This is a genomic window from Acinetobacter sp. YH12129 (genome assembly GCF_013418685.1).
GTDB lineage: Bacteria > Pseudomonadota > Gammaproteobacteria > Pseudomonadales > Moraxellaceae > Acinetobacter > Acinetobacter amyesii.
Genome location: NZ_VPBP01000027.1, coordinates 1 through 23,654, shown reverse-complemented (window position 1 = coordinate 23,654; position 23,654 = coordinate 1). Strand labels below are relative to the sequence as shown.

Annotated in this window: 23 protein-coding genes and 4 pseudogenes; 9 read left to right on the top strand and 18 right to left on the bottom strand. The window is 36.9% G+C overall.

Annotated elements, in window-relative coordinates; genetic code table 11:
- Positions 1 to 179 precede the first annotated feature (179 nt).
- Positions 180 to 305 (top strand): hypothetical protein, encoded by a 126-nt coding sequence (locus FTU65_RS16380; protein ID WP_004969301.1) that lies wholly within the window; start codon positions 180 to 182, stop codon positions 303 to 305.
- 93 nt (positions 306 to 398) lie between these two features.
- On the opposite strand, the gene FTU65_RS12705 is transcribed toward FTU65_RS16380, so the two are convergent.
- Positions 399 to 1,481, bottom strand: a complete 1,083-nt coding sequence (locus FTU65_RS12705; protein WP_004969299.1) for a hypothetical protein — start codon at positions 1,479 to 1,481, stop codon at positions 399 to 401.
- A 168-nt stretch (positions 1,482 to 1,649) separates the two neighbouring features.
- Between FTU65_RS12705 and FTU65_RS12700 the strand changes: the two genes are divergently transcribed.
- Both FTU65_RS12700 and FTU65_RS12695 read left to right on the top strand, forming a co-directional pair.
- Positions 1,650 to 2,975 carry an ISNCY family transposase gene (locus tag FTU65_RS12700; RefSeq protein WP_179989167.1) on the top strand — a complete coding sequence of 442 codons (1,326 nt, stop codon included), beginning with the start codon at positions 1,650 to 1,652 and terminating at the stop codon, positions 2,973 to 2,975.
- 491 nt (positions 2,976 to 3,466) lie between these two features.
- A complete protein-coding gene (locus FTU65_RS12695) occupies positions 3,467 to 4,042 on the top strand; it encodes a recombinase family protein (protein ID WP_075316580.1) in 576 nt (191 codons plus the stop codon).
- Positions 4,043 to 4,268: 226 nt separating this feature from the next.
- On the opposite strand, the gene FTU65_RS12690 is transcribed toward FTU65_RS12695, so the two are convergent.
- From FTU65_RS12690 to FTU65_RS12660, 7 genes are all read right to left on the bottom strand, one after another.
- On the bottom strand, positions 4,269 to 4,766 hold the full coding sequence (locus FTU65_RS12690; RefSeq protein ID WP_180009768.1) for a hypothetical protein: 498 nt from the start codon (positions 4,764 to 4,766) through the stop codon (positions 4,269 to 4,271).
- 100 nt (positions 4,767 to 4,866) lie between these two features.
- On the bottom strand, positions 4,867 to 5,571 hold the full coding sequence (locus FTU65_RS12685; protein WP_043963410.1) for an IS6-like element IS1008 family transposase: 705 nt from the start codon (positions 5,569 to 5,571) through the stop codon (positions 4,867 to 4,869).
- Between the two features lie 241 nt (positions 5,572 to 5,812).
- Complete coding sequence (locus FTU65_RS12680; RefSeq protein ID WP_114237944.1) at positions 5,813 to 6,613, bottom strand: DUF2310 family Zn-ribbon-containing protein; 801 nt, start codon at positions 6,611 to 6,613, stop codon at positions 5,813 to 5,815.
- Positions 6,614 to 6,749: 136 nt separating this feature from the next.
- Entirely contained in the window at positions 6,750 to 7,088 is a 339-nt protein-coding gene (locus tag FTU65_RS12675) for a hypothetical protein (protein ID WP_114237945.1), read from the bottom strand.
- Between the two features lie 1,083 nt (positions 7,089 to 8,171).
- A complete protein-coding gene (gene repM, locus FTU65_RS12670; RefSeq protein WP_180049802.1) occupies positions 8,172 to 9,017 on the bottom strand; it encodes a replication initiation protein RepM in 846 nt (281 codons plus the stop codon).
- A 60-nt stretch (positions 9,018 to 9,077) separates the two neighbouring features.
- Positions 9,078 to 9,782, bottom strand: coding sequence for an IS6-like element IS1008 family transposase (locus FTU65_RS12665; protein WP_043963410.1), 705 nt, complete (start codon positions 9,780 to 9,782; stop codon positions 9,078 to 9,080).
- Between the two features lie 245 nt (positions 9,783 to 10,027).
- The gene (locus FTU65_RS12660; RefSeq protein WP_179989163.1) at positions 10,028 to 10,387 is read right to left on the bottom strand and encodes a surface-adhesin E family protein; all 360 of its coding nucleotides are present in this window, start codon (positions 10,385 to 10,387) and stop codon (positions 10,028 to 10,030) included.
- 171 nt (positions 10,388 to 10,558) lie between these two features.
- Between FTU65_RS12660 and FTU65_RS12655 the strand changes: the two genes are divergently transcribed.
- Positions 10,559 to 10,753 carry a type II toxin-antitoxin system RelE/ParE family toxin gene (locus FTU65_RS12655; RefSeq protein ID WP_050595110.1) on the top strand — a complete coding sequence of 65 codons (195 nt, stop codon included), beginning with the start codon at positions 10,559 to 10,561 and terminating at the stop codon, positions 10,751 to 10,753.
- A gap of 94 nt (positions 10,754 to 10,847) precedes the next feature.
- Here the strand turns inward: FTU65_RS12655 and FTU65_RS12650 are convergent, their stop codons facing one another.
- Positions 10,848 to 11,642, bottom strand: coding sequence for a hypothetical protein (locus FTU65_RS12650; protein WP_031946098.1), 795 nt, complete (start codon positions 11,640 to 11,642; stop codon positions 10,848 to 10,850).
- Positions 11,643 to 12,257: 615 nt separating this feature from the next.
- On the opposite strand from FTU65_RS12650, the pseudogene FTU65_RS12645 reads away from it, so the two are divergent.
- Positions 12,258 to 12,615 (top strand): annotated as a pseudogene (locus FTU65_RS12645) (type II toxin-antitoxin system RelE/ParE family toxin).
- The gene (locus FTU65_RS12640; RefSeq protein WP_096902794.1) at positions 12,608 to 12,910 is read left to right on the top strand and encodes a helix-turn-helix domain-containing protein; all 303 of its coding nucleotides are present in this window, start codon (positions 12,608 to 12,610) and stop codon (positions 12,908 to 12,910) included. The pseudogene FTU65_RS12645 and the gene FTU65_RS12640 overlap by 8 nt, the downstream one beginning before the upstream one ends.
- A gap of 43 nt (positions 12,911 to 12,953) precedes the next feature.
- Here FTU65_RS12640 and FTU65_RS12635 read toward each other — a convergent pair.
- A pseudogene (locus tag FTU65_RS12635) lies at positions 12,954 to 14,110 on the bottom strand (IS4 family transposase).
- 207 nt (positions 14,111 to 14,317) lie between these two features.
- On the opposite strand from FTU65_RS12635, the gene FTU65_RS12630 reads away from it, so the two are divergent.
- Positions 14,318 to 14,515: a hypothetical protein gene (locus FTU65_RS12630; RefSeq protein WP_096902802.1), complete on the top strand. Its 198-nt coding sequence runs from the start codon at positions 14,318 to 14,320 to the stop codon at positions 14,513 to 14,515.
- Positions 14,516 to 14,631: 116 nt separating this feature from the next.
- Here the strand turns inward: FTU65_RS12630 and FTU65_RS12625 are convergent, their stop codons facing one another.
- Together FTU65_RS12625 and FTU65_RS12620 are read right to left on the bottom strand one after the other, a co-directional pair.
- The gene (locus FTU65_RS12625; RefSeq protein WP_000361155.1) at positions 14,632 to 14,910 is read right to left on the bottom strand and encodes a helix-turn-helix domain-containing protein; all 279 of its coding nucleotides are present in this window, start codon (positions 14,908 to 14,910) and stop codon (positions 14,632 to 14,634) included.
- Positions 14,903 to 16,207: a type II toxin-antitoxin system HipA family toxin gene (locus FTU65_RS12620; RefSeq protein WP_096902800.1), complete on the bottom strand. Its 1,305-nt coding sequence runs from the start codon at positions 16,205 to 16,207 to the stop codon at positions 14,903 to 14,905. Before FTU65_RS12620 ends, FTU65_RS12625 begins: the two co-directional genes overlap by 8 nt.
- A 216-nt stretch (positions 16,208 to 16,423) precedes the next feature.
- On the opposite strand from FTU65_RS12620, the gene xseA reads away from it, so the two are divergent.
- Both xseA and xseB read left to right on the top strand, forming a co-directional pair.
- On the top strand, positions 16,424 to 17,692 hold the full coding sequence (xseA, locus tag FTU65_RS12615) for an exodeoxyribonuclease VII large subunit (RefSeq protein WP_179994478.1): 1,269 nt from the start codon (positions 16,424 to 16,426) through the stop codon (positions 17,690 to 17,692).
- Entirely contained in the window at positions 17,682 to 17,876 is a 195-nt protein-coding gene (xseB, locus tag FTU65_RS12610) for an exodeoxyribonuclease VII small subunit (RefSeq protein WP_001058302.1), read from the top strand. Before xseA ends, xseB begins: the two co-directional genes overlap by 11 nt.
- A gap of 253 nt (positions 17,877 to 18,129) precedes the next feature.
- Here the strand turns inward: xseB and FTU65_RS12605 are convergent, their stop codons facing one another.
- The 6 genes and pseudogenes from FTU65_RS12605 to FTU65_RS12580 form a co-directional block, all read right to left on the bottom strand.
- Positions 18,130 to 19,428 carry a Y-family DNA polymerase gene (locus FTU65_RS12605; protein ID WP_179994477.1) on the bottom strand — a complete coding sequence of 433 codons (1,299 nt, stop codon included), beginning with the start codon at positions 19,426 to 19,428 and terminating at the stop codon, positions 18,130 to 18,132.
- Complete coding sequence (locus FTU65_RS12600) at positions 19,425 to 19,997, bottom strand: LexA family transcriptional regulator (protein WP_179994476.1); 573 nt, start codon at positions 19,995 to 19,997, stop codon at positions 19,425 to 19,427. Before FTU65_RS12600 ends, FTU65_RS12605 begins: the two co-directional genes overlap by 4 nt.
- A 673-nt stretch (positions 19,998 to 20,670) precedes the next feature.
- Positions 20,671 to 21,342, bottom strand: coding sequence for a DUF4145 domain-containing protein (locus FTU65_RS12595; protein WP_179989177.1), 672 nt, complete (start codon positions 21,340 to 21,342; stop codon positions 20,671 to 20,673).
- 173 nt (positions 21,343 to 21,515) lie between these two features.
- A pseudogene (locus FTU65_RS12590) lies at positions 21,516 to 21,920 on the bottom strand (HlyD family efflux transporter periplasmic adaptor subunit); the annotation flags it as partial.
- A 13-nt stretch (positions 21,921 to 21,933) separates the two neighbouring features.
- A pseudogene (gene istA / locus FTU65_RS12585) lies at positions 21,934 to 22,954 on the bottom strand (IS21 family transposase).
- A 209-nt stretch (positions 22,955 to 23,163) separates the two neighbouring features.
- Positions 23,164 to 23,463, bottom strand: a complete 300-nt coding sequence (locus tag FTU65_RS12580; protein WP_179989178.1) for a hypothetical protein — start codon at positions 23,461 to 23,463, stop codon at positions 23,164 to 23,166.
- Positions 23,464 to 23,654: the final 191 nt, after the last annotated feature.

Genomic DNA, 23,654 nt, shown 5'->3' with positions numbered 1-23,654 from the left:
GAATACAATATGCAAGTAATTTATACGAACATCCATTAATTTCGTATAACACCATTATGTTAAATACATAATTTTTTTGGTTAAAATTTAAACTTTTTTACTGTTTTTCAGGCAAGATGCATATTTTTTTGAAGCCATACTTTCCTTGTCAGATGTTCAAACATTTTAAGGAGAAAGCAATGACACAAACAGCGAATGATCAACGTGCTACAGTAAAAAATCCTAATAATATTCAACATGCGCAGAATCAGGACAACCGTAGCCGACAATTGAATCCTAATCATAAACCTACGAAATCTAAATAAGGATGAAAACTATGAGCACAGCAGGTTGGCCTAGTACTACTGGAAATCCATCAGGTGGTGGCCGAGACAATAATCCACCTCGTAAATAAAAATTTATTTATCTTGTAATATCAATTCAGAAGGCCAAAGATATTGGCCTTCTGAAGGATATTTCTTCAGGAAGGCTTCCCATATCACGATAAAATCTTCTGATGTAGCTAACGTAGAAACGCTGGCTGTTTTTTGAAAATGTTTATAATAAAAGTCTTGCCAAAAATATATTAACCATAGGCCAGCTATGGCATTAATACTTTCAAACCACTTATCTTCTGGAAGTTCATTTTTCAGGAATAAATAATTCTCTTCTGAGACTTGTTCATAAATTTCATCATTTTTAAACTCACCATAAGGTAGACCTAGGAACTCATAGACTTCATTCAAGTAGCATAGTCTTCTGTTTTCTCTAACTTTTTTAATTAGTTGTATAAATTCTTTAATTTGTTCATCTTCGAGAGAAGGATCTAACCATTGCTCAAAACCATTAGTTGGAGGAATAGTCTTCAGAATCTCGACTTTATGTCCTTTTGTTGCTTCAAACTTTGCATTTATCTTTAAGATAAATAAAAGAAAATCTGTAAAAGTTTTTGATGGGAAGTATGGTCGTTTATTTTTAAACTTAAACTTTAATGCTTGGTTTAGTGAGATTGATTGGAATCCCCACTTCTTAGAAATTAAATGATCTAAGTGAATTAAAATTAGCAGTATATTGACGCCAGAATTTCTAAGCATCTCATGACTAATAATATTCTTTAAATCACCGTTAAAGCTAAAGTTATTTACCAGAAAATCATGTAGTTTGCAGACATCTTCATATAAAAAATTATTTTTTTCTAATTCTGAAAATAGCTTTATATGCTCATTCCAATAAAAAAAATCGTTATTCTTAATTGGATATAGTTCTAAGATTTTTAAGCAGTATGCAAAATTATAGTTTTCTTCATCTACAGCTAAAGAAGTTGCTGAATTAAGTACGAAAAACCCCATTTCTGAAGCAAATTCGGATTTAATTTTAACTTTAGCTATTTCATCATTTTTAAATGGAACATTAGTATATTTTTTCTCAATTTTACCTAGTTTCTTAGCCAGGTTTTTATCCATATTTTTCAATATTAAACAGTAGAATTCTAAAGGATTCATGGATGCCCTAATTTTTTAAAAAATCTAAAATTAACATAATACACCTTATACGAAATGCGTTTGTAACTCCAAAATAGAAATGTCCGGTTTCTCCAAAGTAAAAATGTCCGCTTTTAGAATATGCGCTTTTGCGATTATCGAAGCGGACGGTTTGATATGTTGGTGTCTATGTCGGATAAAGAACTTAAACGATTGTCGGTCGTGCAGGAAATCTGCGATCAACGCATAACTCAATCCCAGGCTGCTCAGCTACTTCATATTTCAGAACGTCAGATCAGGCGTTTACTGCAAAAATACAAAGCTCAAGGCCCAGCTGCATTAGCCCATGCCGGTCGTGGTCAAACCAGCAATTCCAGGCTTCCTGAAGAACTCAGGCTCAAGTGCCTCAATATGGTTGCTGAGCAATTCCATGGTTTCGGACCCACTTTAGCGCATGAAAAGCTGACTACCATTCATGGATTCGATATTTCAGTGGAAACCCTGCGTTCCTGGATGATTGCAGCCGATTTATGGATTCCTCGCTCCAAACGCCTGAAACGCCCATATCAGCCTCGTTATAACCGGGACTGTTATGGTGAACTGATCCAAATTGATGGCTCACATCATGACTGGTTTGAAGGAAGAGCCCCTAAATGCTGTCTATTGGTGTTTATCGATGACGCCACAGGAAAATTGCAGCACTTACGCTTCTGTGAGTCAGAATCAGCCTTTGACTATATGATTTCAACACGTTTGTATGTTGAGCAGCATGGTAAGCCTTTAGCCTTCTACAGCGATAAACATTCAGTCTTCAGGGTGAATCAAAGCAGCAAGAAAGACACCAAGATTACGCAATTTGGGCGCGTACTCAGCACCCTGAATATCGATATTATCTTCGCTAATTCACCACAGGCCAAAGGCCGTGTAGAACGAGCCAATAGAACGCTTCAGGACCGTCTGATCAAAGAAATGCGCCTGGAAGGCATCTGTTCGATTGAACAAGCGAATGCCTGGCTACCCTGCTTCATTGAGCAATTCAATCAGAAGTTTGCCAAGATGGCCTTTAATCCCAAGGATCTACACCGGACTGTCACTGAAACAGCCGAAGAATTAGATGATATTTTTACCTGGCGTGAACCCCGCAGAGTCACGAATAGCCTGACGATTACTTATGATAAATGCGTATATCTCCTGGAAAACACGGAAGAAAACCAAAGATTGATTAGTAAGTATCTTGAGTTCCTGGAATACCCGGATGGTACAGTCGCGATTGAATATCAGGGAAGAAAAATCAATTACAGCATCTTCGATAAATTAAGTCAGCTTAACCAGCGAGAGATTGTTGAGAATAAACGTTTAGGTGCAGTTCTCAATCATATTCAACAACAGCATGAAGAATTGGAACAGCAAAACAAACGTAATCGTTCTCAATCTATGCCAAGCAGACGTGCACAGAAGACAGTAATCAAAGAACGAAATCTGAATCCTGTGCTTGACTTGGAAATGTCTGTATAGGACATTTCTATTTGGTTTTAAGGTAGGACATTACTACTTAGGAATAACAGCGTTATAATTCTCTATAGAAATCAATGCTGTAGTTTCTAGTTGATAGCCCATCTTCCCCAAGGTGGGCTTTTTTTATGATTTTTCACGTTCCACGCTTATTATTTAATCAAAAGACCTCTTGCGAAAGTATAGTTTATCTAATTTTTGAATTGGCTAAAACCTCATAAAATATAGCTTTTGGCTGCTTAAAATTTGACTAACGCAAGAATTCTAAAGTTTCTCAACTTTGATTAGCTCAAATAAATACCATTTCTCTTTTTCTAGGTCTCTTTAAATCACGAATTATGTAACTATAGAGTATACCCTAAAGTTACAATCTGAAAGTTCATGAAATTATGTATCATTTAAATGATTTTTAACCATATATAACATGTAACTTTGATATTTAAGATTTATAATTTACGAAATTGTTCATTTTTATCTAATTGGGGCGTGAAAGAGTGAAAGGCCAAAAAGTAGGTTATGTGCGAGTGAGTTCGGTCGAGCAAAATACAGGGCGTCAACTTGAGGGAATTGAAGTCGACCGGATTTTTGTTGACCGTGCTTCGGGTAAAAATACCGACCGACCGAAATTTCAAGAAATGTTGAACTATGTCCGGGAAGGGGACAGGGTGATTGTACATTCCATGGATCGTTTTGCACGAAGTCTAAAAGATTTGGTCACTGAAGTAGATAAACTGGTCAAAAGAGGGATCGCTATCCAGTTTGTAAAAGAGAATATTACTTTTACTGCCCAATCCACGCCGATGGATAATTTGATGCTGCAACTGATGGGTGCTTTTGCGCAATTTGAACGTGAAATCATTCTGGAAAGGCAAAAGGAAGGAATTAAACTCGCCTCTGTTCAAGGGAAGTACAAAGGCCGGGTACATAAATTGAAGCCTGATAAAGCTGAAGCTTTGCGACAAGCATGGAAGGAAGGGCAGTATCCTTCAAAAATGGCATTAGGCCAGGCATTTGGAATTAGCCGCCAAGCGGTATACCGCTATTTAAAAGCCGGAGAGGAACTCAGTTGAAATTGGCGACTATAATTATTTATCTTATGAAAACTGTGGAACACTGACCCGGTACGGTTCAAGTAAAAATAATTATATTGCTGAGGAGGTTCTTATTGAAAGAGCTGAGAAGTTGGTAAAAACTATTGAAGAAATAGCTAAAAATCAGCCTGTAAAATACGGGCTGATTTATTGTTATAACTTTTAAAGATTAAGTTTAAAATAATATTAGCTAGGTGTTGGAATATTAGTAGTTATAACGGGTTTCTTGATAAAGATCTTCAGAAATTGGAAGTTGGGCTACCTTTTTAAAACGTCCTGACTCTAATACATAATAATATGCCATATAGCCGAGAGAATCGTAGTCATTTGTGTAGAGCTCTTCTGTTGTTATGATTACCTTGCTATTTGCTCTAATGCTGACAATATTTTCACCGCCTTCACCACCAAATGGTGTATCAAGAATGGCACCTGTTCTTTTATTGATAAAAGTATATACACGACAACTCGTACCACATCCCCATACACTCAGAACATATTCGCCAGCAAAGTTAATATCTTCTTTAGAAGAGTTAGTTAGACGTGTTTTGTAATTTTTATGATATGGCGTTGTTAATTTTGGTGCAGAAGTGGGACCTGTATAAATTCGAGCGGGATAGTCTGAGAATTTAGGGATTTCTACGATTTGAGCAAAGCTTGTATTAATTATAAAAGTAAGAAACAAAAAAATTATAAAACGATTCATTTTAAAGACTTGTATTGGGAAAGTAGTTGCGTGAAATGTACCATATTTGGCACTGTTGCAAATAGAGATTTGAGTCGATGATGTTCCCTTTAAAAAGTGCTTAGAGACCGAAAACCCTGTTGATTAGACACACTTCACCCTGAGGCTGACCATAATAAAATGACGATGCTTGTCCTTTACGTAGTGCACGCATGACTTCAATACCTTTAATTGTGGCATAAGCAGTCTTCATAGATTTGAATCCTAATGTGGCCCTGATGATTCGCTTTAACTTACCATGATCACATTCAATGACATTATTTTTATACTTAATCTGCCTGTGCTCAATATCTACTGGACATTTTCCTTCTCGCTTTAACCGTGATAAAGCATGGCCATAGGTCGCTGCTTTATCTGTATTGATGACCCGTGGAATTTGCCATTTTTTCACCGTATTGAAGATCTTTCCTAAAAAACAATAGGCTGATTTACTGTTCCGTCTAGCGGAAAGGTAAAAGTCAATCGTATGACCACGTTGATCAACTGCACGATACAGGTAAGTCCATCGCCCCTTCACTTTGATATAAGTCTCATCCATATGCCATGAATGTAAATCTGTAGGGTTACGCCAATACCAGCGTAACCGTTTTTCCATTTCTGGAGCATAACGCTGAACCCAACGATAAATTGTACTGTGATCCACATTTATGCCTCGTTCAGCGAGCATTTCTTGAAGTTCACGATAGCTGATGCCATATTTACAATACCAACGAACAGCCCAAAGAATGATTTCACCTTGAAAGTGCCGACCGTGGAAGGGATTCATCTGCTGTATCTCGAAATAAATAAGATATTTAGCTTATCATGTCAGCCTATTTGCAACAGTGCCTTTTTAGGTGGTTCCGCTAGGGTATACTGAAAATAAACTTGTCCTGTACCTGATTCCAGTAAAACACTCTCCGAAAATATCGAGACGATTCACGGTTGGTTACAGATAGTTTGGGTGTTATTTTTATCTCTATGCTTGATAGGCTTTATGAGCTTACCACAAATAATTTTTCATTCGGTCAGTCCTCGCTTTCATCCGACCAATTTTGACTCAACTCACTCACCAAACGACTCTCATCGCATTTAAAATCAATATAGTGATAGGTATTGGCAGGCAATAGCCAATCCTGCCCTGTCAGTGGACATTTTTGTTCCATATCTTCTGCCTGTGTCCAATCACGGTAATTCATTAGAAAATAATAGGTGGGTACACCTGTGCTTTGTTCAATGATACGGCACAATTCTCGACCTATTTTGCTATGCTCAGAATTGGGATTTTGCATTTGCTCTAAGGCAAAGGCTTCACTTACTGGTTGAGAACCAAGCCACAAACGATATAACGCTTCAGCCTGACGATACCATGACCACACATTATCATAACAAGGGTGATCAGGTTGGGTATATGGGATTTTATATAGAGGAATGCCTTGTAAGGTTACTCCATCTAGTAAAGGCGAACTCCAGCCCCAACGCAACATGTAAAATTCAGATTGCGTTGGTACGGCATAACGGGGAAGAGGATAGTCATGGTCTTCTCCGATATACAAGGTTTGAATGGGTTTACCTGCTAACTGTTCGATTTTATTGTGCATTTCTTGGGCATAGCTGTTCATATTTTTACGGTCAAGGGCATCCATTTCAGGACACACCACAGTCACGCGAGTAATATCATTTTGGCTAACAGCTAAATGATGGTTACGGGGTAATATTTGTCCGTTGCCTTCTAAATTTCCTAAATAACAAAATACATCATGGTCGTGGCTATCATCATCTTCAGCGATACCTGTATATTGGGGTATGATAATATCAAAGGCGTGCATTTTTATATCTCATGCTTAATTTATATTAAATATATTTGGGGATGTTGCTGTTGAAATTGGTTAAAGTGCTGTCTTGTAGTGTCAATTTAACCTATACCGTCAATGCCGTACACTCTAAATATTAATAATACTTAAACTACTTGATATTATAACTATAATTTTTCTTATCATATTTACCGAAATAAGGAACAGCTACATCCTTATGCACTGTATTATTACTATCAGTATATGTAATTACTATAGAGTCTTCGGTGTCAGAATATTTTATAGGATACTTAAATGATTGATTAGGAGATAAATTACCTATATTTTCTGATTTATTAGTGGTTTTATAAGTTAAATTAACCTTAGTTATATCTTCGGAGGTTTTGTTATTTATAATTAGCATCCCTTCTGATTCACTTTGACTGGAACAAGCCACAGTAATTAATGCACTTAAGCTAATTACATACAGTTTTCTTATTGAGATCTTCACGAGCCAAACCTTTAGTTATTTTATTTAATACAAAATAATTCTATGCAAGAAATGCCACTCTCAACTTCTTAAGCCTATTGGAATGGCTGTATTACAAGAATTGTAAGTTTAATATTGAAAGTCTAACCTTCGTAAAATAAATGATTTAGCGAAAAAAAGTTGAGAGTTAAGCATAAAATGGAATCTTATTTTTCACCAAAGGAATTAGAAGATGTTAAAGAACCATTAGTTATAACTTTCATTTTGAGACTACCCTAAATTCTGTGTAACTATCTAGTTTTCTAAAATACTTCTTAAATTTTGTCAAAATGGCTTTATTAGCTCGAAAAACTAACTTTCTATACACCATGAAGTACACCGCGACTACCTAAATAACTCAATATACCAATATCATTAGCCTACAGCCTAAGGTTCTAGTCCTCACTAGGGTACCGAAGCAGTGAAATTGGTTTGCCATAGGCATACTAATCAGAGTATGAAAAAGAAACTCCTCTCTCTGCAAATTCTTGATTGAAAACACTAAGAACCTTCATACTAAAAGTATAATAAATAAGTACTAGCCTTTCTATTATGGTGATGTCGTTCATATTCCAAGATATTCTCCGATCATCTAATAACCCCTCCCAACTAGGATCGTTTATTTTAGGTATAGATTGACTGCCGTAAGAAGGTATTTGATCAACTAAATGACGCATATCATCGAGTTTTTGATTTGATAGGGGTTACCCCAGAATTTGGAGAAAATAGTACGACAAGGAATTTTGTCGACTAATTAATTTATTAAAATCAAAGATTTATATTTTTATGCTTTGCCTGTCTGCTAGAGATTGGCAACATGCAATTTAATTGAAAGATTTTTAACGAAGTTCTTAAATAACAACTACATAGAAGTAAATAAATGTACTTACCGCCCTATAATTTCCGTTTTCTGTGCTGACCCCTAATATAGCAGTTTTTCACTGAATAGAACTCAGATAACTTATCATTTGGTGATAGTCAGAAGCCTTTATTCCCTTAAAATAATTTTTGTTTTTGATATCAAGGACTACTTCTACCACAACCTGTAAACAGCGAATAAAAATCTTAAAATTTAAACCCTAATTTCGATAAGAAGGGTAAATATACTTTCTGCTTTTCACTATCTAATAATGCTTCAGCAATTTGTTCAGCAAACACATCGTAACTTCGACCTGCTTGCCCTTGTGCCAAATACGATGCCTCATGTAATTGAGATATTTTTTTAGCGAAGGCAAAGCGTTGATTATCGGTCATGGTTATAAACATATCTACTGTATGTGGATCACGCTCTGTCTTTTCAGCTTTTACCGTTTTGGGCTTGGTTCTTTGTTTAAATTTAAAGGTAAATCCTGTAATAGTGCGACCTTGCTTGTGTTGCTCATATTCAGCAATAATATCCGTGTGTTCGTTAATTTGACTAATAGCCAAATCTAAAACTCTTGCTTTGAAATGGTGCATACGCACATATTCATCACTCAATAACCCAAAATGATTTCTTAACTCATCTAACGAGATTTCATTGGTTTTGCCCACAGACCGCCATTTAATCAAAAACTCATACAGGCGAATAGCATATCGGCTCTGTAAGCCTTTAATTTGCTCTATCTCGTATTTGGTAAATTTTTTTTCCAATCCTACAATTAATGGTACAACGTCATTGGCGAATACTAATCTTACCAATCCTAAATCATTAACGTAACTAATCTTTTGCACAAAGCGACTGCGGACAAACTCAATTTTTTGACTACCCTCAACAAACTGGGTGTAATTAAATTCCGCTTCAAATAAACCATTGACTCCACGCTTTAGGGCTTCATAAGCCGTATGTTTAGCCACGTCAAACTGTTGCATATAAGATTGGGCATGAATAGTTAAAGTCTTGTTCAATACACTTTCAATATTATCGCCCAACTTACGAGGGCACTGTTGCAAATAGAGATTTGAGTCGATGATGTTCCCTTTAAAAAGTGCTTAGAGACCGAAAACCCTGTTGATTAGACACACTTCACCCTGAGGCTGACCATAATAAAATGACGATGCTTGTCCTTTACGTAGTGCACGCATGACTTCAATACCTTTAATTGTGGCATAAGCAGTCTTCATAGATTTGAATCCTAATGTGGCCCTGATGATTCGCTTTAACTTACCATGATCACATTCAATGACATTATTTTTATACTTAATCTGCCTGTGCTCAATATCTACTGGACATTTTCCTTCTCGCTTTAACCGTGATAAAGCATGGCCATAGGTCGCTGCTTTATCTGTATTGATGACCCGTGGAATTTGCCATTTTTTCACCGTATTGAAGATCTTTCCTAAAAAACAATAGGCTGATTTACTGTTCCGTCTAGCGGAAAGGTAAAAGTCAATCGTATGACCACGTTGATCAACTGCACGATACAGGTAAGTCCATCGCCCCTTCACTTTGATATAAGTCTCATCCATATGCCATGAATGTAAATCTGTAGGGTTACGCCAATACCAGCGTAACCGTTTTTCCATTTCTGGAGCATAACGCTGAACCCAACGATAAATTGTACTGTGATCCACATTTATGCCTCGTTCAGCGAGCATTTCTTGAAGTTCACGATAGCTGATGCCATATTTACAATACCAACGAACAGCCCAAAGAATGATTTCACCTTGAAAGTGCCGACCGTGGAAGGGATTCATCTGCTGTATCTCGAAATAAATAAGATATTTAGCTTATCATGTCAGCCTATTTGCAACAGTGCCCTATAAAAAGGGAGCTTTAGAGACTGTAAATAAAACTGTATTTACACAGAATTATTTACACCCTCGTGTGACAGTGCCGCCCTAAATTAAATAACAAATTTTTTCTATCTTTACTCTTGAATTGTCATTTAGATCAGGATAACTACAATAATTCTCTGATCCCCCAAATCTCTCAAGTTTTTCTAATATTTTCCTGTACATACCTCCCTTTTAAGCGTATCTAGATTTGTATTTGGAATTATATATTCTTCTTTTGTAGGTTCCATAGCTATTGGATCACCTGTTACTTCTTTGTACATAACTCCTCCTAGTCTTCGGAATTTTTCTTGTTCGCAATCTATCTCATATAGAACTGTTGACCTATTCTTCTCCTCTTTAAACTCGGTTTCTACCCAAGCTCTTGTTATTTTGGGATTCTTTGTACTATTTAATTTTATAATTTTAGATTGATAATTTGCATTATCTATAATTATTTTTGCAAATATATTTTGAGCATTAAGAACCATTACGCTGATTAATGTAATTTTTAATAGTCTTTTCACCTACTTAGTCTCTTTAAAGCTAATTTCCAGAAATATACTTATATTATTTCTGTTGTTCAATTTATTTTTTAATTTAATAATTTTAAATGGGTTAAATGGGTAAGGACACACAAATGGGAAAAACTCCCTGTTGCTATACGAGATCAATTTAAGAAGTAACTAGCCAAAGTCATAGAGCAGCCACATATTCCAAAGAATATGCTGAGAGGCAATCTTGCAGGTTGCTATAAAATTAAATTATTAAAAGCTGGTGTCAGACTTGTCTATCAATTTAAAGATGATCAGGTAGTTATCTTGCTCATCACAGTCGGGAAACGAGCTGATAGCATAGTTTATGACGAAGCTAAAAAGCGTATTAAAGACTAAAAATGGGAGCTTATAGCTCCCATTTTGAATGGGTTCTAACATTTTGACTTTGCATAGCACCTATTATATTAATTTTAGGAATACTTAAGTTTAGTTAAGAACAATAGTCTTGTTTAAATCTTGAATAAGGAACATTTCTACGTTGTGTTAGATCTTTCCCTTTTAAATCATTGGCTAATTTATCTGATAATTCTTCACTAGATTTTATTTTGTTTGGAACCCATGAATAAGCATGTCTAGGTAAAATTTCAAAAAGATTAGTCATACCAGGTACATAAGAATACTTAAATTGAGTATAAACTTGATCATAGAATCCCTTACAGATTCTATCATTTTCTTTTGAAACTAAATTTCTATTCATAGATGTTGAGAAGTCATATAAGCTCCCATTTTTGTATTCATAATCATATTTTTTCCCAGTTTTAGGACTTTGGCTTGATGTTATTTTTATACCTGAATTAAGCTCTGAAATAGTAATATCTAATGACTCTTTGAATTCAATAGTTTCAGATTTAATTAATTTTGCTAGATCGTTAAACTCATATATAAAATAATGGCTTTCTGGGCTACTCATACCAAACCATGCGCCACATGTACTTGTTACAACATAAGTATTCTGCTGTTGCTTATATATCTTTTCTAAGATTTCACATTGTGGGTCGATCTCACTAATAAAACCAGCATTTCTATTATTGTTCTCAATAGAAAATGGATACTGTTTTACATATAACTCACTGTATTTATTTGTTATTTTATATAAACCAATATTTTCTGGATAACCTTCATTATTTTTTATAAATTTGAATGGCTTAACTTCAATGGCATACGCAACACTACCAGCCATTATGAGAATATTTAGTAGAAATATTTTAGAAAGAGGACTTTTCACTTTAAATACCTTATAAGTTTAAATTATAAAGTAATTTTAGCTACTAATTAAAAAAAAAGGTGAAATATTCAATTATTAATTGTCCATTTAACATAATGGTGGTTATACGCAATACACTTGTATATTAATATAAATATCAGATACTTAATAAAACCAGAAAAATCTAAAAATGCACAAAAAGCCGATTTTGAAACAAGTCGGCTTTTTTATGAGCGGTTTTGATATTTTTTGCCAACATTTTTGCTCAAAAAACACTCAAAACAGAAAATCACCTACAATCTATAAGGCTTTCAACCTGAAAAAAATCCACAATTTATGGGGATAACTCTGGGGCTATTTTTAAGCCATTTTTGTACGCTTTGACGTACAGTAATTTAAGGAATCTGCTTCTAGCTGATCAAAGCTTTATTTCTTATGATGTAGTCAAGGAAAGCAGGAAGCTCCAAACAACAAGAATAAGAAAGATCAGCACAAGGATGGTTAGGTACGACAGAAGTTATACCTTGCAACCAAACACGAAAAACCCCGACAGGATGTCGGGGTTTTTTATTACCATTTGAAAACTGACTAAGTTCACTATAAAATATAGACTATAATCTATATTTTGGTTGTGATATGTGGACAGTCATCACAACAGATCTGTTTAATGAGTGGCTTGAGCAGCAAGATGAATCAACACAAGAGAAAGTCCTCGCAGCTTTGGTCGTTCTACAGCAGCAGGGACCTAGCTTAGGTCGCCCTTTAGTGGATACCGTGTATGACTCTAAATTTACCAATATGAAAGAGCTACGCGTTCAGCATAGAGGTAAACCACTTAGAGCCTTTTTTGCATTTGATCCATTACGACAGGCCATTGTGCTTTGCATCGGTGATAAAGGCGGTAAAAAGCGTTTCTATAAAAGAGATGCTGGACATTGCAGAACAGCAATACGAACTTCATCTCTCAACCCTAGGAGAACAATCTAATGGCTAAAACCTTACAGGAATTATTGGTTAGTCGCTCTCCAGAGAGCCAAGCACGTATTAAAAAAATGGCTGATGAGCTACTGTTAGAGACTCAGCTCCATCTTATTCGAGAAGAGTTAGAGATTTCCCAAAAAGAACTTGCTGAAACTTTGGGAATAAAACAGCCATCACTTTCAGCAATTGAAAATCGTGGTAATGATTTAAAGATTTCAACCATGAAAAAGTATGTTGAGGCAATGGGTGGTAAGCTCCGTATTGATGTGGAGCTTCCAACAGGAAAACATATAGGATTTAATGTGTAACGATAAAAAAGGTAGCTATAAGCCACTGCTGTCCCACAATTTTTCACAAGAGGAAGCTTAAATAAGCTTCCTCTTGTTTAATGGGGATTTTATCGGGTGAGAATAAAGCTTTTAACGTTTTTCTTTCAAACAAATTCACTTGAATGATTCTGAGTAAGCGCTGCACTGTCCAGCCTTCTTTCCCCAGATGTTGAGCGAAACTCACCAGCAAATAGGCGATTAACGCGATCCAAATTTGAGTTTGTATGGCATTACGGCTTCGGCCTAGAAATGACTTTAATTTTAAATTCTGTTTAAGTGCTTTAAAGAACAGCTCCACTTTCCAACGGTCTTTATAAATTGCAGCAATCGTTAATGCTGCCAGATGAAAGTTATTACTCAGAAACTCAAACGTCCTGTTCTTATCGGTATCATAAAATTCTATACGTCTTAATAATTTGGGAGCACCTCTTTTCTTTGCATAAGCACTACTTAATTCAATCCATTCATCCGCAATAATACCTTTAGATGCTAATACGCTGCGGCTAGATTTCACTTGATAAACTGTCTTTGGGCGCAATCGGGTGACAAAACTGACCTTTTGATGAGTCAATTGGGCAAACCATTGATAATCAATATATCCTTTGTCAAATACGACAATACTGCCAGCAGGAAATTTGAATGCTCTGCCTTGTACCATATCATTTTCAATGCCATCCCCAAGCGCCACAAATTCAGGAATGGTATTGCTGTAATTTAAGCCAACGCTAAGTTTCATGCTGGCTTTGGATTCATGCACTTTGGCCCATTCACATAAGGAAAATGACAGATCAATATGGCTGGCATCCAGGGAATATAAGGGATTCTTAAAGCGGAATTTATGAGCTACTTTTGAGTGTTCATAAGATTTAAGCAAGGTGTAAAATAGCTGTTCATACAAGGCTGCAGGCTGTTCCTGATTGATTCGAGCCAGTGTACTGCGAGGGTGATAGACTTTGCTCCGAGAGCATTCAGCTTTTCTTGTTGACACTCTAGATTAGATTGAATATCCCGCAGACTTTGTCTGCAGGAAAGTTGAGACATCAGTATGGCAATGAACTGATCCCATCTTGAAGCGGCTCTAAATTTCTGACCGACATGATGTATTTGAACAAGACGTTCAAAATCTTGTCGGAGTATGGGTTTAATCAATTGATGAAATACGGTATTCTGATATGACAAAACCTGAGTCCTTGGTCGTTAAAGTGTTGGTTCGCACTTATATTTTAACGATTCAGACTCAGGTTTTTTTATTTAAATCAAACTATGGGACAGCAGTGAGCTATAAGCTCCCTTTTTTGTGTTAGAAACCATTTAAAGTGTCTGTATTCTCACCATTAAAAATGTCTGGTTTATGATGATCTAAATAACTTCTCAGGATATGACTCTATGAACGACACTGAAAATCAAAAAAAACTCCCATTCTCAGAGGATGAATTACTCGAAAATATAGATGAATATAAAGCACATGCAGATGAAATTACTGTGCTTACAGAAACCGAATTCGATTATTCATATTTCAAACACTCTACTCCATTTTTTCAAAAACAAATTAATTACTGTAGAGACAAAACCCTTGCTACATAAGGTTTTGGAGTCGTTTGTCTAAAAATAATCATAAAACAACCTAGAGCCTGTTTATTTCCTCTTTGTATCCTTAAACGGATAAGATTTTAGAAAAACCGATGGCTCAGAATTAAAAATCATTTAACTTTTATTTGTAATTGTAAACCGAAAGTATCGAGTAATTTCTGCATGGATTTCAAAGTAGGATTGCTCCCTGGTTGCTCCATTTTTTGCAGTGTCTGTGGCGCAATCTTAGTAATTTTAGCCATATCATTCAGTGTTAAATGTAGCTCTGTTCGAATAAATCGAGCAACTTGATAAAAAGACCAGTCTGGATGATTATTGATGGTTTCAAGCACAGATAGTCTTTTTTCCATTTGTTGAATAGGGGTCAATGGTTTAAAACGTTTATCCATGGCTGATCTCCTCCAACTGCTGGCAAATATTGATTATTCGATATTGGCTATTTTCCAGAATTTCATCCGCTACTTGAAGAGCCTGCATCTTTTCTAACAGTCCCCGATAAATTGGTAACTGTTCAATTAATAAAGTTTTAATTTCTTGTGGATCAATCGAAGTGCTTTCAGCTATCTGCTCAATCACAGAACTCAAAAGTGGCATACCACCATGATCATCTCTTTCCCAACGAGTAGTACGTGCAATACCATCAGGATGTAACCACATTGGCGCATAATCAAATAATGGTGTGAGCTGAATTTTACCATTATTGAAGCGTTGGATTGCTGTATTGCGAGTATGGTTATCTTTATTGCCTAAGGCAACATTTGCGAGATCACGCTTCAAATACTCAAATACTTCCTGCTTTGGTTCGGTACAAGCCTCCATAAGCAGGGTACATATTTGATTATGGGTCATTCTAACCCCAAAGCCCGCCTTCCCACCTAGAGATGCAAGGCTTTCCTGAGCAATTCTTTCAACTTTGCCATTAATTACTTTGCGATCAAATCTTGGAATAAACAAAGTCTTGCCATGTAGCTCAAGATCCCGGTGTACACGTAGTTGCAAGTACTGAGCGACTTTCATATACAAAGCTTCGTTCATCAGGATTTTATTCAAATTTTGATCACTGCCGCGGCTAAATTTAACCAACCAATGCTGCTTAACTTGATCATCTGGAAGAGTATGATCTAGATAGAAAAGATCATCATAACCTTGTGTTAACAACAATTTTGGCCACTCACCCTGAATACCAGATGAACCGGCAATAAAAAGTCCATAAGATGCGAGCGATTCAATAAACTTCTCTTTACGTTCAATAATTTTGCTTAGGCTAAATCCCTGATTTTGCAGCTTTGGGAAATGACTCTGTAACCACTCATGAGCCTCTTTGACTCGCAGATTCCCAATTGGATTTCCTGCGCCTGCTTTTAAAAGCGCCCAGTCCGCTTGTTCCTGAACATTCTCAGAAAAATCAAGCTGTCTTAGTAATTCTTTGCGACCGTATCCTTGAGGTAATAGATCCATAAGAAATGCTGGCCAAGTTGATTCCAATCTATTTTGGACGTTCACCGGTAAGTCATAAGCAAGCGCATGACCATCTCTTAGATCCATATATGAAATAGCATATTCGAACAAATATGATGTACGTGTAGCTGCCTGCCATCCAGCATTTTGATCATCCGTAACCTCAACCAAAGCACAGTCATGCCATTCATAGTCTTGGTAGATTTGCAGTGTACAGTATTGCTTCATAATTTTATTAAAATAGTAAAATATAATGATTTTATTGATTATATATCTATTTTAATATAAAAGTATAATTAAACTAAAAATCTCAATGATCACTCTAGGTGTCTAAGAAGAACTTATACATTTCTCAAAATTGCAATAAACTCATCTGATTTGCAGTAGAATTGATCAATATTGGGTTAAATCTTACCTCCTTATATTTTAGCTATCCTTTACATCATGTCAGAACGTCAACAACTCAGCCTTAGTGAATACCTTGCCACTGTACAGGAAGTCATCCAGCTGACTTTTGATGGGGCAGTGTGGGTCAAGGCTGAGATCCGTAATTTAAGTATTAAAGGCGGTCACTATTATCTTGAGTTGGCTGAGAAAGATGAAGAAAGCCATAAGGTGATCGCTAGTTGTAAAGGCACCATTTGGAAATTTACGGCACAAAAAATAATTCTAAAGTTTGAACGAGAAAGTGGTATTGAACTGTCGAAAGACCTGAATGTACTGATCAAGGTCAAAGCTAGATTTGATCCGCAATATGGCTTCTCGGTCAATATCGAAGATATCGACTCTAGCTTTACTCTAGGAGACATCGCCAAACGCTATCAGCAGATTCTGCTGCGACTGACTGAGGAAGGCCTGCTCAATAACAATAAACAGTTGCCGGTACCCTTTGATATTCAGAATGTCTTGGTCATTGCACCGGAAAATGCTGCAGGGTTAGGTGACTTTAAAAAAGATGCGGATGCCCTGGCTCAGGCTGGTGTCTGTCATTTCGTTTATCATTCAGCAACTTTTCAGGGTAATACGGCTTCTGCCAGCATCATTCAGGTTTTGGGTAGTGCCTTAAGACAGTGGGCTCAAGATTACTCGATAGCACCAGACCTTATTGTGATCATCCGTGGAGGCGGAGCCGTGAATGACCTAGCTTACCTGAATGATTATGATCTGGCCGCACTGCTGTGTAAAAGAACTGTGCCGATCTGGGTCGGTATTGGCCACGAGAAAGACCGCACTATTTTGGATGAAATTGCACACCGTTCCTTTGATACCCCGAGTAAAGTGATCGCAGGGATCCGTAACCTGATTGTGGAGCGAGTCAATGAAGTTAGTACTGCTTTGCAGACCATCAAGCTACTGTCACAGCACCAGTTGATCACCTACCAGAGCCAGAGTGATCAGTATCTGAAAACTATCAAAACTCTGACACAGAACCAGATCAATGAAGCCCAGCGTAGCGTTGATATGCTTAAAAGTGATACTCAGTATCTTGCTCAACAACAGATTAAACTAGCTTCACAGCAGGTGGAGTCATTGATGAGGGAAACCTTGCTACAGAATCCTCGTAATGTGATGGCCAAGGGCTATGCAATTGTCCGTAGCCAAGGCAAAGCTATCCGTTCCATCCAGCAGATTACTGACCAGGAATTACAGATTGAACTTAAGGATGGCACCATTGATGCCACCGTGACACAGGTAAACGCACATGAACAATGAAGAACTAAGTTTCAAGAAAGGTTATGAAATTCTCAAGAAAAATGCCGAATTTCTTGAATCTCAGGAAGAACCGGATATTGATAACCTGATGGCGATCGTTGAAGAGTCCATGACTGCCTATAAAGCCTGTAAGTTACGTATTGATGCTGTGCAACAGGCGTTGAATGACACCTTTAAAGAATAAAAATTCTAGGTCGAGAAAAGTCTAGAATGTTCTAGAAATAAAGGACATGAGATGGTGAAAACTGACAGTTAACCCAATAAATTTGCTTGAGCAGAGTTTTATTACTAACCACCTTTTCCTCTATAGGTGTTACATGGATCCCAAACAACATACTTACGTTGTTAAATGGTTGACTGAAGATCAAGCCTGTGTCGGCTTATGTGTCGAGTTCTTCATTAAGCTGACTTAAACCAAATAGGTGGGGCTAATGAATTTAATGGCCGATCTTTAATAATCCCTGCCAGCTAAAATAGTTCTGGGTCAAATGAGTACGGTTCATTGACCACTTTCGTTGTGGTAAGTAGCAGCTGCCAACAGCTAATTTAGTTTTCCCATATCTCGCCTTTACCGCTTCTAAAGTCTGCATGAGGCTTTCATTACTTTCACGCTGGCTGTGGTCTGTCAGCAGGTCAGGAGTAAAGCGCTGCTTAGCAATTAAATCCGTCAGAATTACACCACACTTTTTATATTTCACGTCAGATTTATAAATGTGTTCCAGCAGTTGCATGGCTGTTTTAATCAGATCCAAAACACAATCCGTCGGTTCAGGAAACTCAAAAGCCAACGATTTACTGTAATAGGGAACCTTTGAATCAAAAGGATTCGATTGCACAAAAGCAATGACACATCCACATAAGGAAGCGTCTGCTCGTAAACGTATGACTGCATCCTGTACATATTTGCCCATAGCCTCTTTGAGATCATCTAGCTCGGTAACTTTTTCACCAAATGAACGACTTGCTATGATTTGCTGTTTGGGGGGAGGGGCATCATCTAACTGCATACAAGAAACACCTTGCAGCTCCAATACTGTTCTTTGCATTACCACAGAAAAAAGGCTCGCCATGCGATGAGCATCTTGCATCACTAAATCTAGCACCGAATAGATTCCCATGGCATTTAGTTTTTTAACTAACTTACGACCAACGCCCCAAACTTCACCGACCTCAATGTCTGAATAAAGCATTTCCTGATCTAGGAAATCCATATTGAGTAAGTTACACACACCCTTGAAACCCTGTCTTTTTTTGGCAAGATGGTTGGCCATTTTGGCTTCGGTTTTACTACGACCGATACCAATCGAGACGGGTAAGCCAATCCAATCCAACAATCGTTGTTTCATGTGATGCGCATACTGAGTTAAGTCAAAATTTTGTGCATAACTGGTCAGGTCTAAAAAACACTCATCAATTGAATAGATTTCCTGTTCATGTGGCGCAACAAAACTAGCCAAAATTGAATGAAAACGCTTGGACATTTCAGCATATAAAGCATAGTTACTGGATAACACCACGACCTGATGTTGCTGAACAATATCTTGTATTTGAAAGAGAGGAACGCCCATTTTGATGCCCAGCGCTTTGGCTTCATTACTTCTTGCCACAGCACAGCCATCGTTATTGCTGAGCACAATCACAGGTTTATTGTTTAGACTGGGATTAAATACCCGCTCACAACTGACATAGCAGTTGTTAATATCAATCAGGGCATAAATCCGCTCGTAACTGCTCATCTGAACTTCTTGATCACACTGGTAACCACACCCCAAATCAGCATGGTTTGATTATCTTTCAAATGGATATCAGCAAAATCAGGATTAGCCGCCTGTAACCAGCATTGATTACCCTCAATCATCAAACGTTTAATCGTAAAATCATTGTCAATCAATGCCAGAACAATATCCCCATGCTTGGCTTCAATACTACGGTCAACGATTAGCTTGTCATTCAGATCAATCCCTGCATCACGCATGGATAAGGATTCCACTTCAACGATAAAGGTTGCCTGTTGGTTTTGAATAAGAAACTCGTTTAGATCAAGGGTCTTATCGATATAGTCCTGAGCAGGGGAAGGGAAGCCTGCAGCCACTTTTTGCAAAGCAACAGGAATCTCATAATGTGTTTTTGTCTCAAGCAATCTAATAGAGGAAATATCGTTAAACTTTGGAGTGTCATTTTTTTTCAGGTATTTCTTGATTTCCAATACACGAGACTCTGGCACCCGAATGACCTTGGTCGGTTCGTTATAGACAAAAGGACGGCCAGAACCTTTGCGTGCACCACCATGCTTATTTTGCGTCATTTTTATTATCAATCTTGATTATGTAACATAATTAAGATTATAGAAAACTCAGAATATAAAAACAAGATTGTCCGTTCTTTAATAAAGTATTATCCCAAATCTTGGGATTGCCATGATATTAGCAAAGCCACAAGATCAATCAGACGACACAATAAAGATTGTCTAATCCTTGATCGTAGAGACTTTATATTTGAAGCAACAGAAGACCTAAAGGGCTTTACTGGTATCCATTGATTGTTCAGCAACATTAAATAAAACTGTGGAACATTGTTCAGTTATTGATCGTGGAACGTGAACAATCATAAAAAAAGCCCATTCGAGGGTGAATGGGCTATAAAACTAGTATCAACACATGGAATTATAACACAATTTAAAAAGCATTTCGTATAATATTGATTATGTTAAATAGGATATCTAAACACAGCACCCTACAATAATATCGTTGGTGCTGCACTTGACGGTTGCAATAATAAATTATCTTACCGTCAAGTGTATCCCAAGTAACATAACATAAGTTATGCGGAAATCAGACCGCTACTCGACTTGCGTATCAGTCAAACCTACGCAAGTCTGCGTGGCTATGATTTCAATATCTGGAAAATAGATACTCTATTAGTCTCAAATTTGGAACTAGAGTCCACCATTAGATAACGTGGACTCTTTTTTTGTTGTATTAAGAAGCATATTCAAGTAAGAATCTTTCAACATCTCGGATCATATTCTGTACATCGTTATCATTAAATTCCTCAATCTCCCCATGAGCAGCTTTATTTCTTATATGTGCCAAAGTTAAAACTTGCTTATGTTGAAGAGCACTATAGATATTAGCATTTTTTAATTCAGAATTAAGAGCATCAAGTTTTTTAGGTTTAGTAGTACCTTCTTGGCAAATATCAATTCCGTTATTTTTAGCTAATTCTTTAATTGCTGTTTCTAAAACTACACCAGCAGTGACAGCAGAAGCTACTTTATAACCTGAATCAAGGAAATGCTGTGCTTGATCCAACTCACTATCAAAAACCTCTGACTGAATTAGTTTTTTGATTGTGATTAGAAAACCATTTTTTAAATCATCTTCTGCCGCTCTTAAAATTGGAATCACGCGATTTAATATTGCTTTTCTTGTATCCCCCATTCCTGCTTTAAGATTTTTATCAAACTGAGACAAATAATGTGACTTTTCACCACAAGTAATGCTTAATATATTTTTAGATTTCATTTGCCATTCGATAAAAGCTGATTGTAATTCAGGATTATAACCAGATCCAGCGGCTTCACATTTTTGATAGATTGAATCACCTTCTTCTATTAGTGAAGAAAATCGATCTAGTATTTTTTGGGTCATATTTATTCTCAAGTATTAGGTCATTCTGAAGTCGCATAACTTCATTTTATGTTAAATAAGATATCTGAAGATAGCACCCTGCATCGAGCTATGCGGTATTGATAAATATTCAATAAAGTGGAACGTTTTTTTAAAGAACGTTCCACTCAAAGAGTGTGGGGTTCAGCGGACGCTTACCTTTCTCTTAAAGCCTCTTGCGCTTTATTAAATGGTTTTATTAGATAATCTAAGATCGTTTTCTCCCCTGTTTTAATATCGACTGTTGCAACCATGCCAGGAGTAATACTGAATTGTTTGCCTGCTTTATTCATCAATTTTCCTGAATCCGTTCGAATATACACTCGATAATAAAATTGATCTTGCTTAACTTCATCTCTCAAGGTGTCTGGAGAAATAATAGAAACTTTTCCTTTCAACCCACCATAAATAGAATAATCATACGCGGTGATCTTCACCAGTGCATCTTGCCCAGGATGAATAAAAGCAATATCTCGCGGTGAAATACGTGCCTCAACCAAAAGTTGTTCATCCAGCGGAACAATTGTCATCAACTTGCCATTTTGAGAAATCACTCCGCCAATTGCAGATTCATCAGGAAACTCCCAGCAACTGGTCATATACTGATAATGGATGCTGCAAACTCTCGTAGGGCATCACATGCGGTGCCGCTGTAACAGGCACAATGCTGGAAACCGTATTTGATTGCGGTAATGGCGCGAATCTTTGCTGCTCTTGCTGCAGTCGAACAGCTGGTTTTTCTTGCGTGGTTGCATGAATCCGCTGATTGGCGGTTTCATGCAACCACCGACCAATGTGGGCATTAGCAACATCAACATCCAACAATAAGCCTGAAGTCTTAAGGCTTGCTTTCAATTGCACAATAAAGCTTGATTTGAGATATCCATTAAAGCGTTCAACTTTGCCTTTGGTCTGTGCGCGGTAGGGTTTACATACGCGGGAGGCGAAAGCCATATTTCTTGGCACAATCGAGCAGTTTGGGGTTCCATTTGTGCTGCCCCTCCTGATAGGCATCCCGTTCAATCATGATCGTTTTAGCGTTATCAAACAGGATTTCCTGAGGTACGCCCCCAAAGAACTGAAATGCATTTTCCAGACCATCGATCCATGCATCCGTCCGTTCATGATCATAAAATTTCACGAAGGTTGCTCTGGAATAACCTAATGTGGCCACAAAGGCTTTCAAAGTCGTATGGTGACGTCGAATCGTGGTGAAATCAACCTGCATTTGTTGACCAGGTTGGGTTTCAAAACGAATGACGGGTTCTGATTTGGCAACGGGTTTTAATGTTGCAAGATATTCCCTCAATATCCTGATCTTTCCTGGATATCCAAACCCTAAAATCTGCTTATAGAGCACAACGGCAGGAATCCATTCAGGATGAGCTGCATTTACACGTTCAAGCAAATAGGGTTTATATGGATCAAGAATACTTATTCTAGGTTGTGTACGCCGATACTGAGGTGTGGTGTTTTGCCGTAAATATTTACGTACGGTATTCCTGGATACCCCAAGTTCACGACTAATGGCTTTAATGGATTTACCTTGTTGATGAAGAATTTGGATGGTCACTGCTTGCTCCAAAGTTAACATGTTGAGCAGTCCAAAAAGACCGCTATATTAACCAAGGGGGTCAGTTTTAAAATGCCGTTAGAGGGTTATTTTTACACTGCTGCTAACACTTGTTATATTTATGGGACAGCAGTGGCCTTAAGCTCCCATTTTTACTGTATTTTTTTGAAATTTCGTATAACCACCATTATGTTAAATGGTAGGGGATTCTAAGTACGAGATTAGAAAATTTAGTCTTTAAGAGGAGAAATTTGTTCTAGCTTATCTTCAGGATTATTTTCTCTAATATGTATAATTCGATCATAATTTTCTACTCCTCGTAAGTGAGGTGGTGCAAATGCTGGATACTTGTTGAAAAAGTGCATTTTAATATTTAGTGCATGGTCTAAAATAAAAGCGCATTCAATTCCATAGTACTTATCATTAATAAAAAAATTGTCTGTAGTTTCTATTAGTTCTTGGATAGCTAAATCCAATTTTTGAATTTTTTCATTAATATCTTTAGTTTTATCTTCTATCTTTTTGTCCATTGGTATCACCTATAGAATTAAGTTCCCCTAAAATTAACATAATACACCTTATACGAAATCGAAATGTTAGAACCCATTTAAAGTGTCTGTATTCTCACCAATAAAAATGTCTAGTTTATGATGATTTAACCATCATGGACTGGATATGAAATATAGATGCTGATCACTATGTCTGACAAAGAAATTCAACG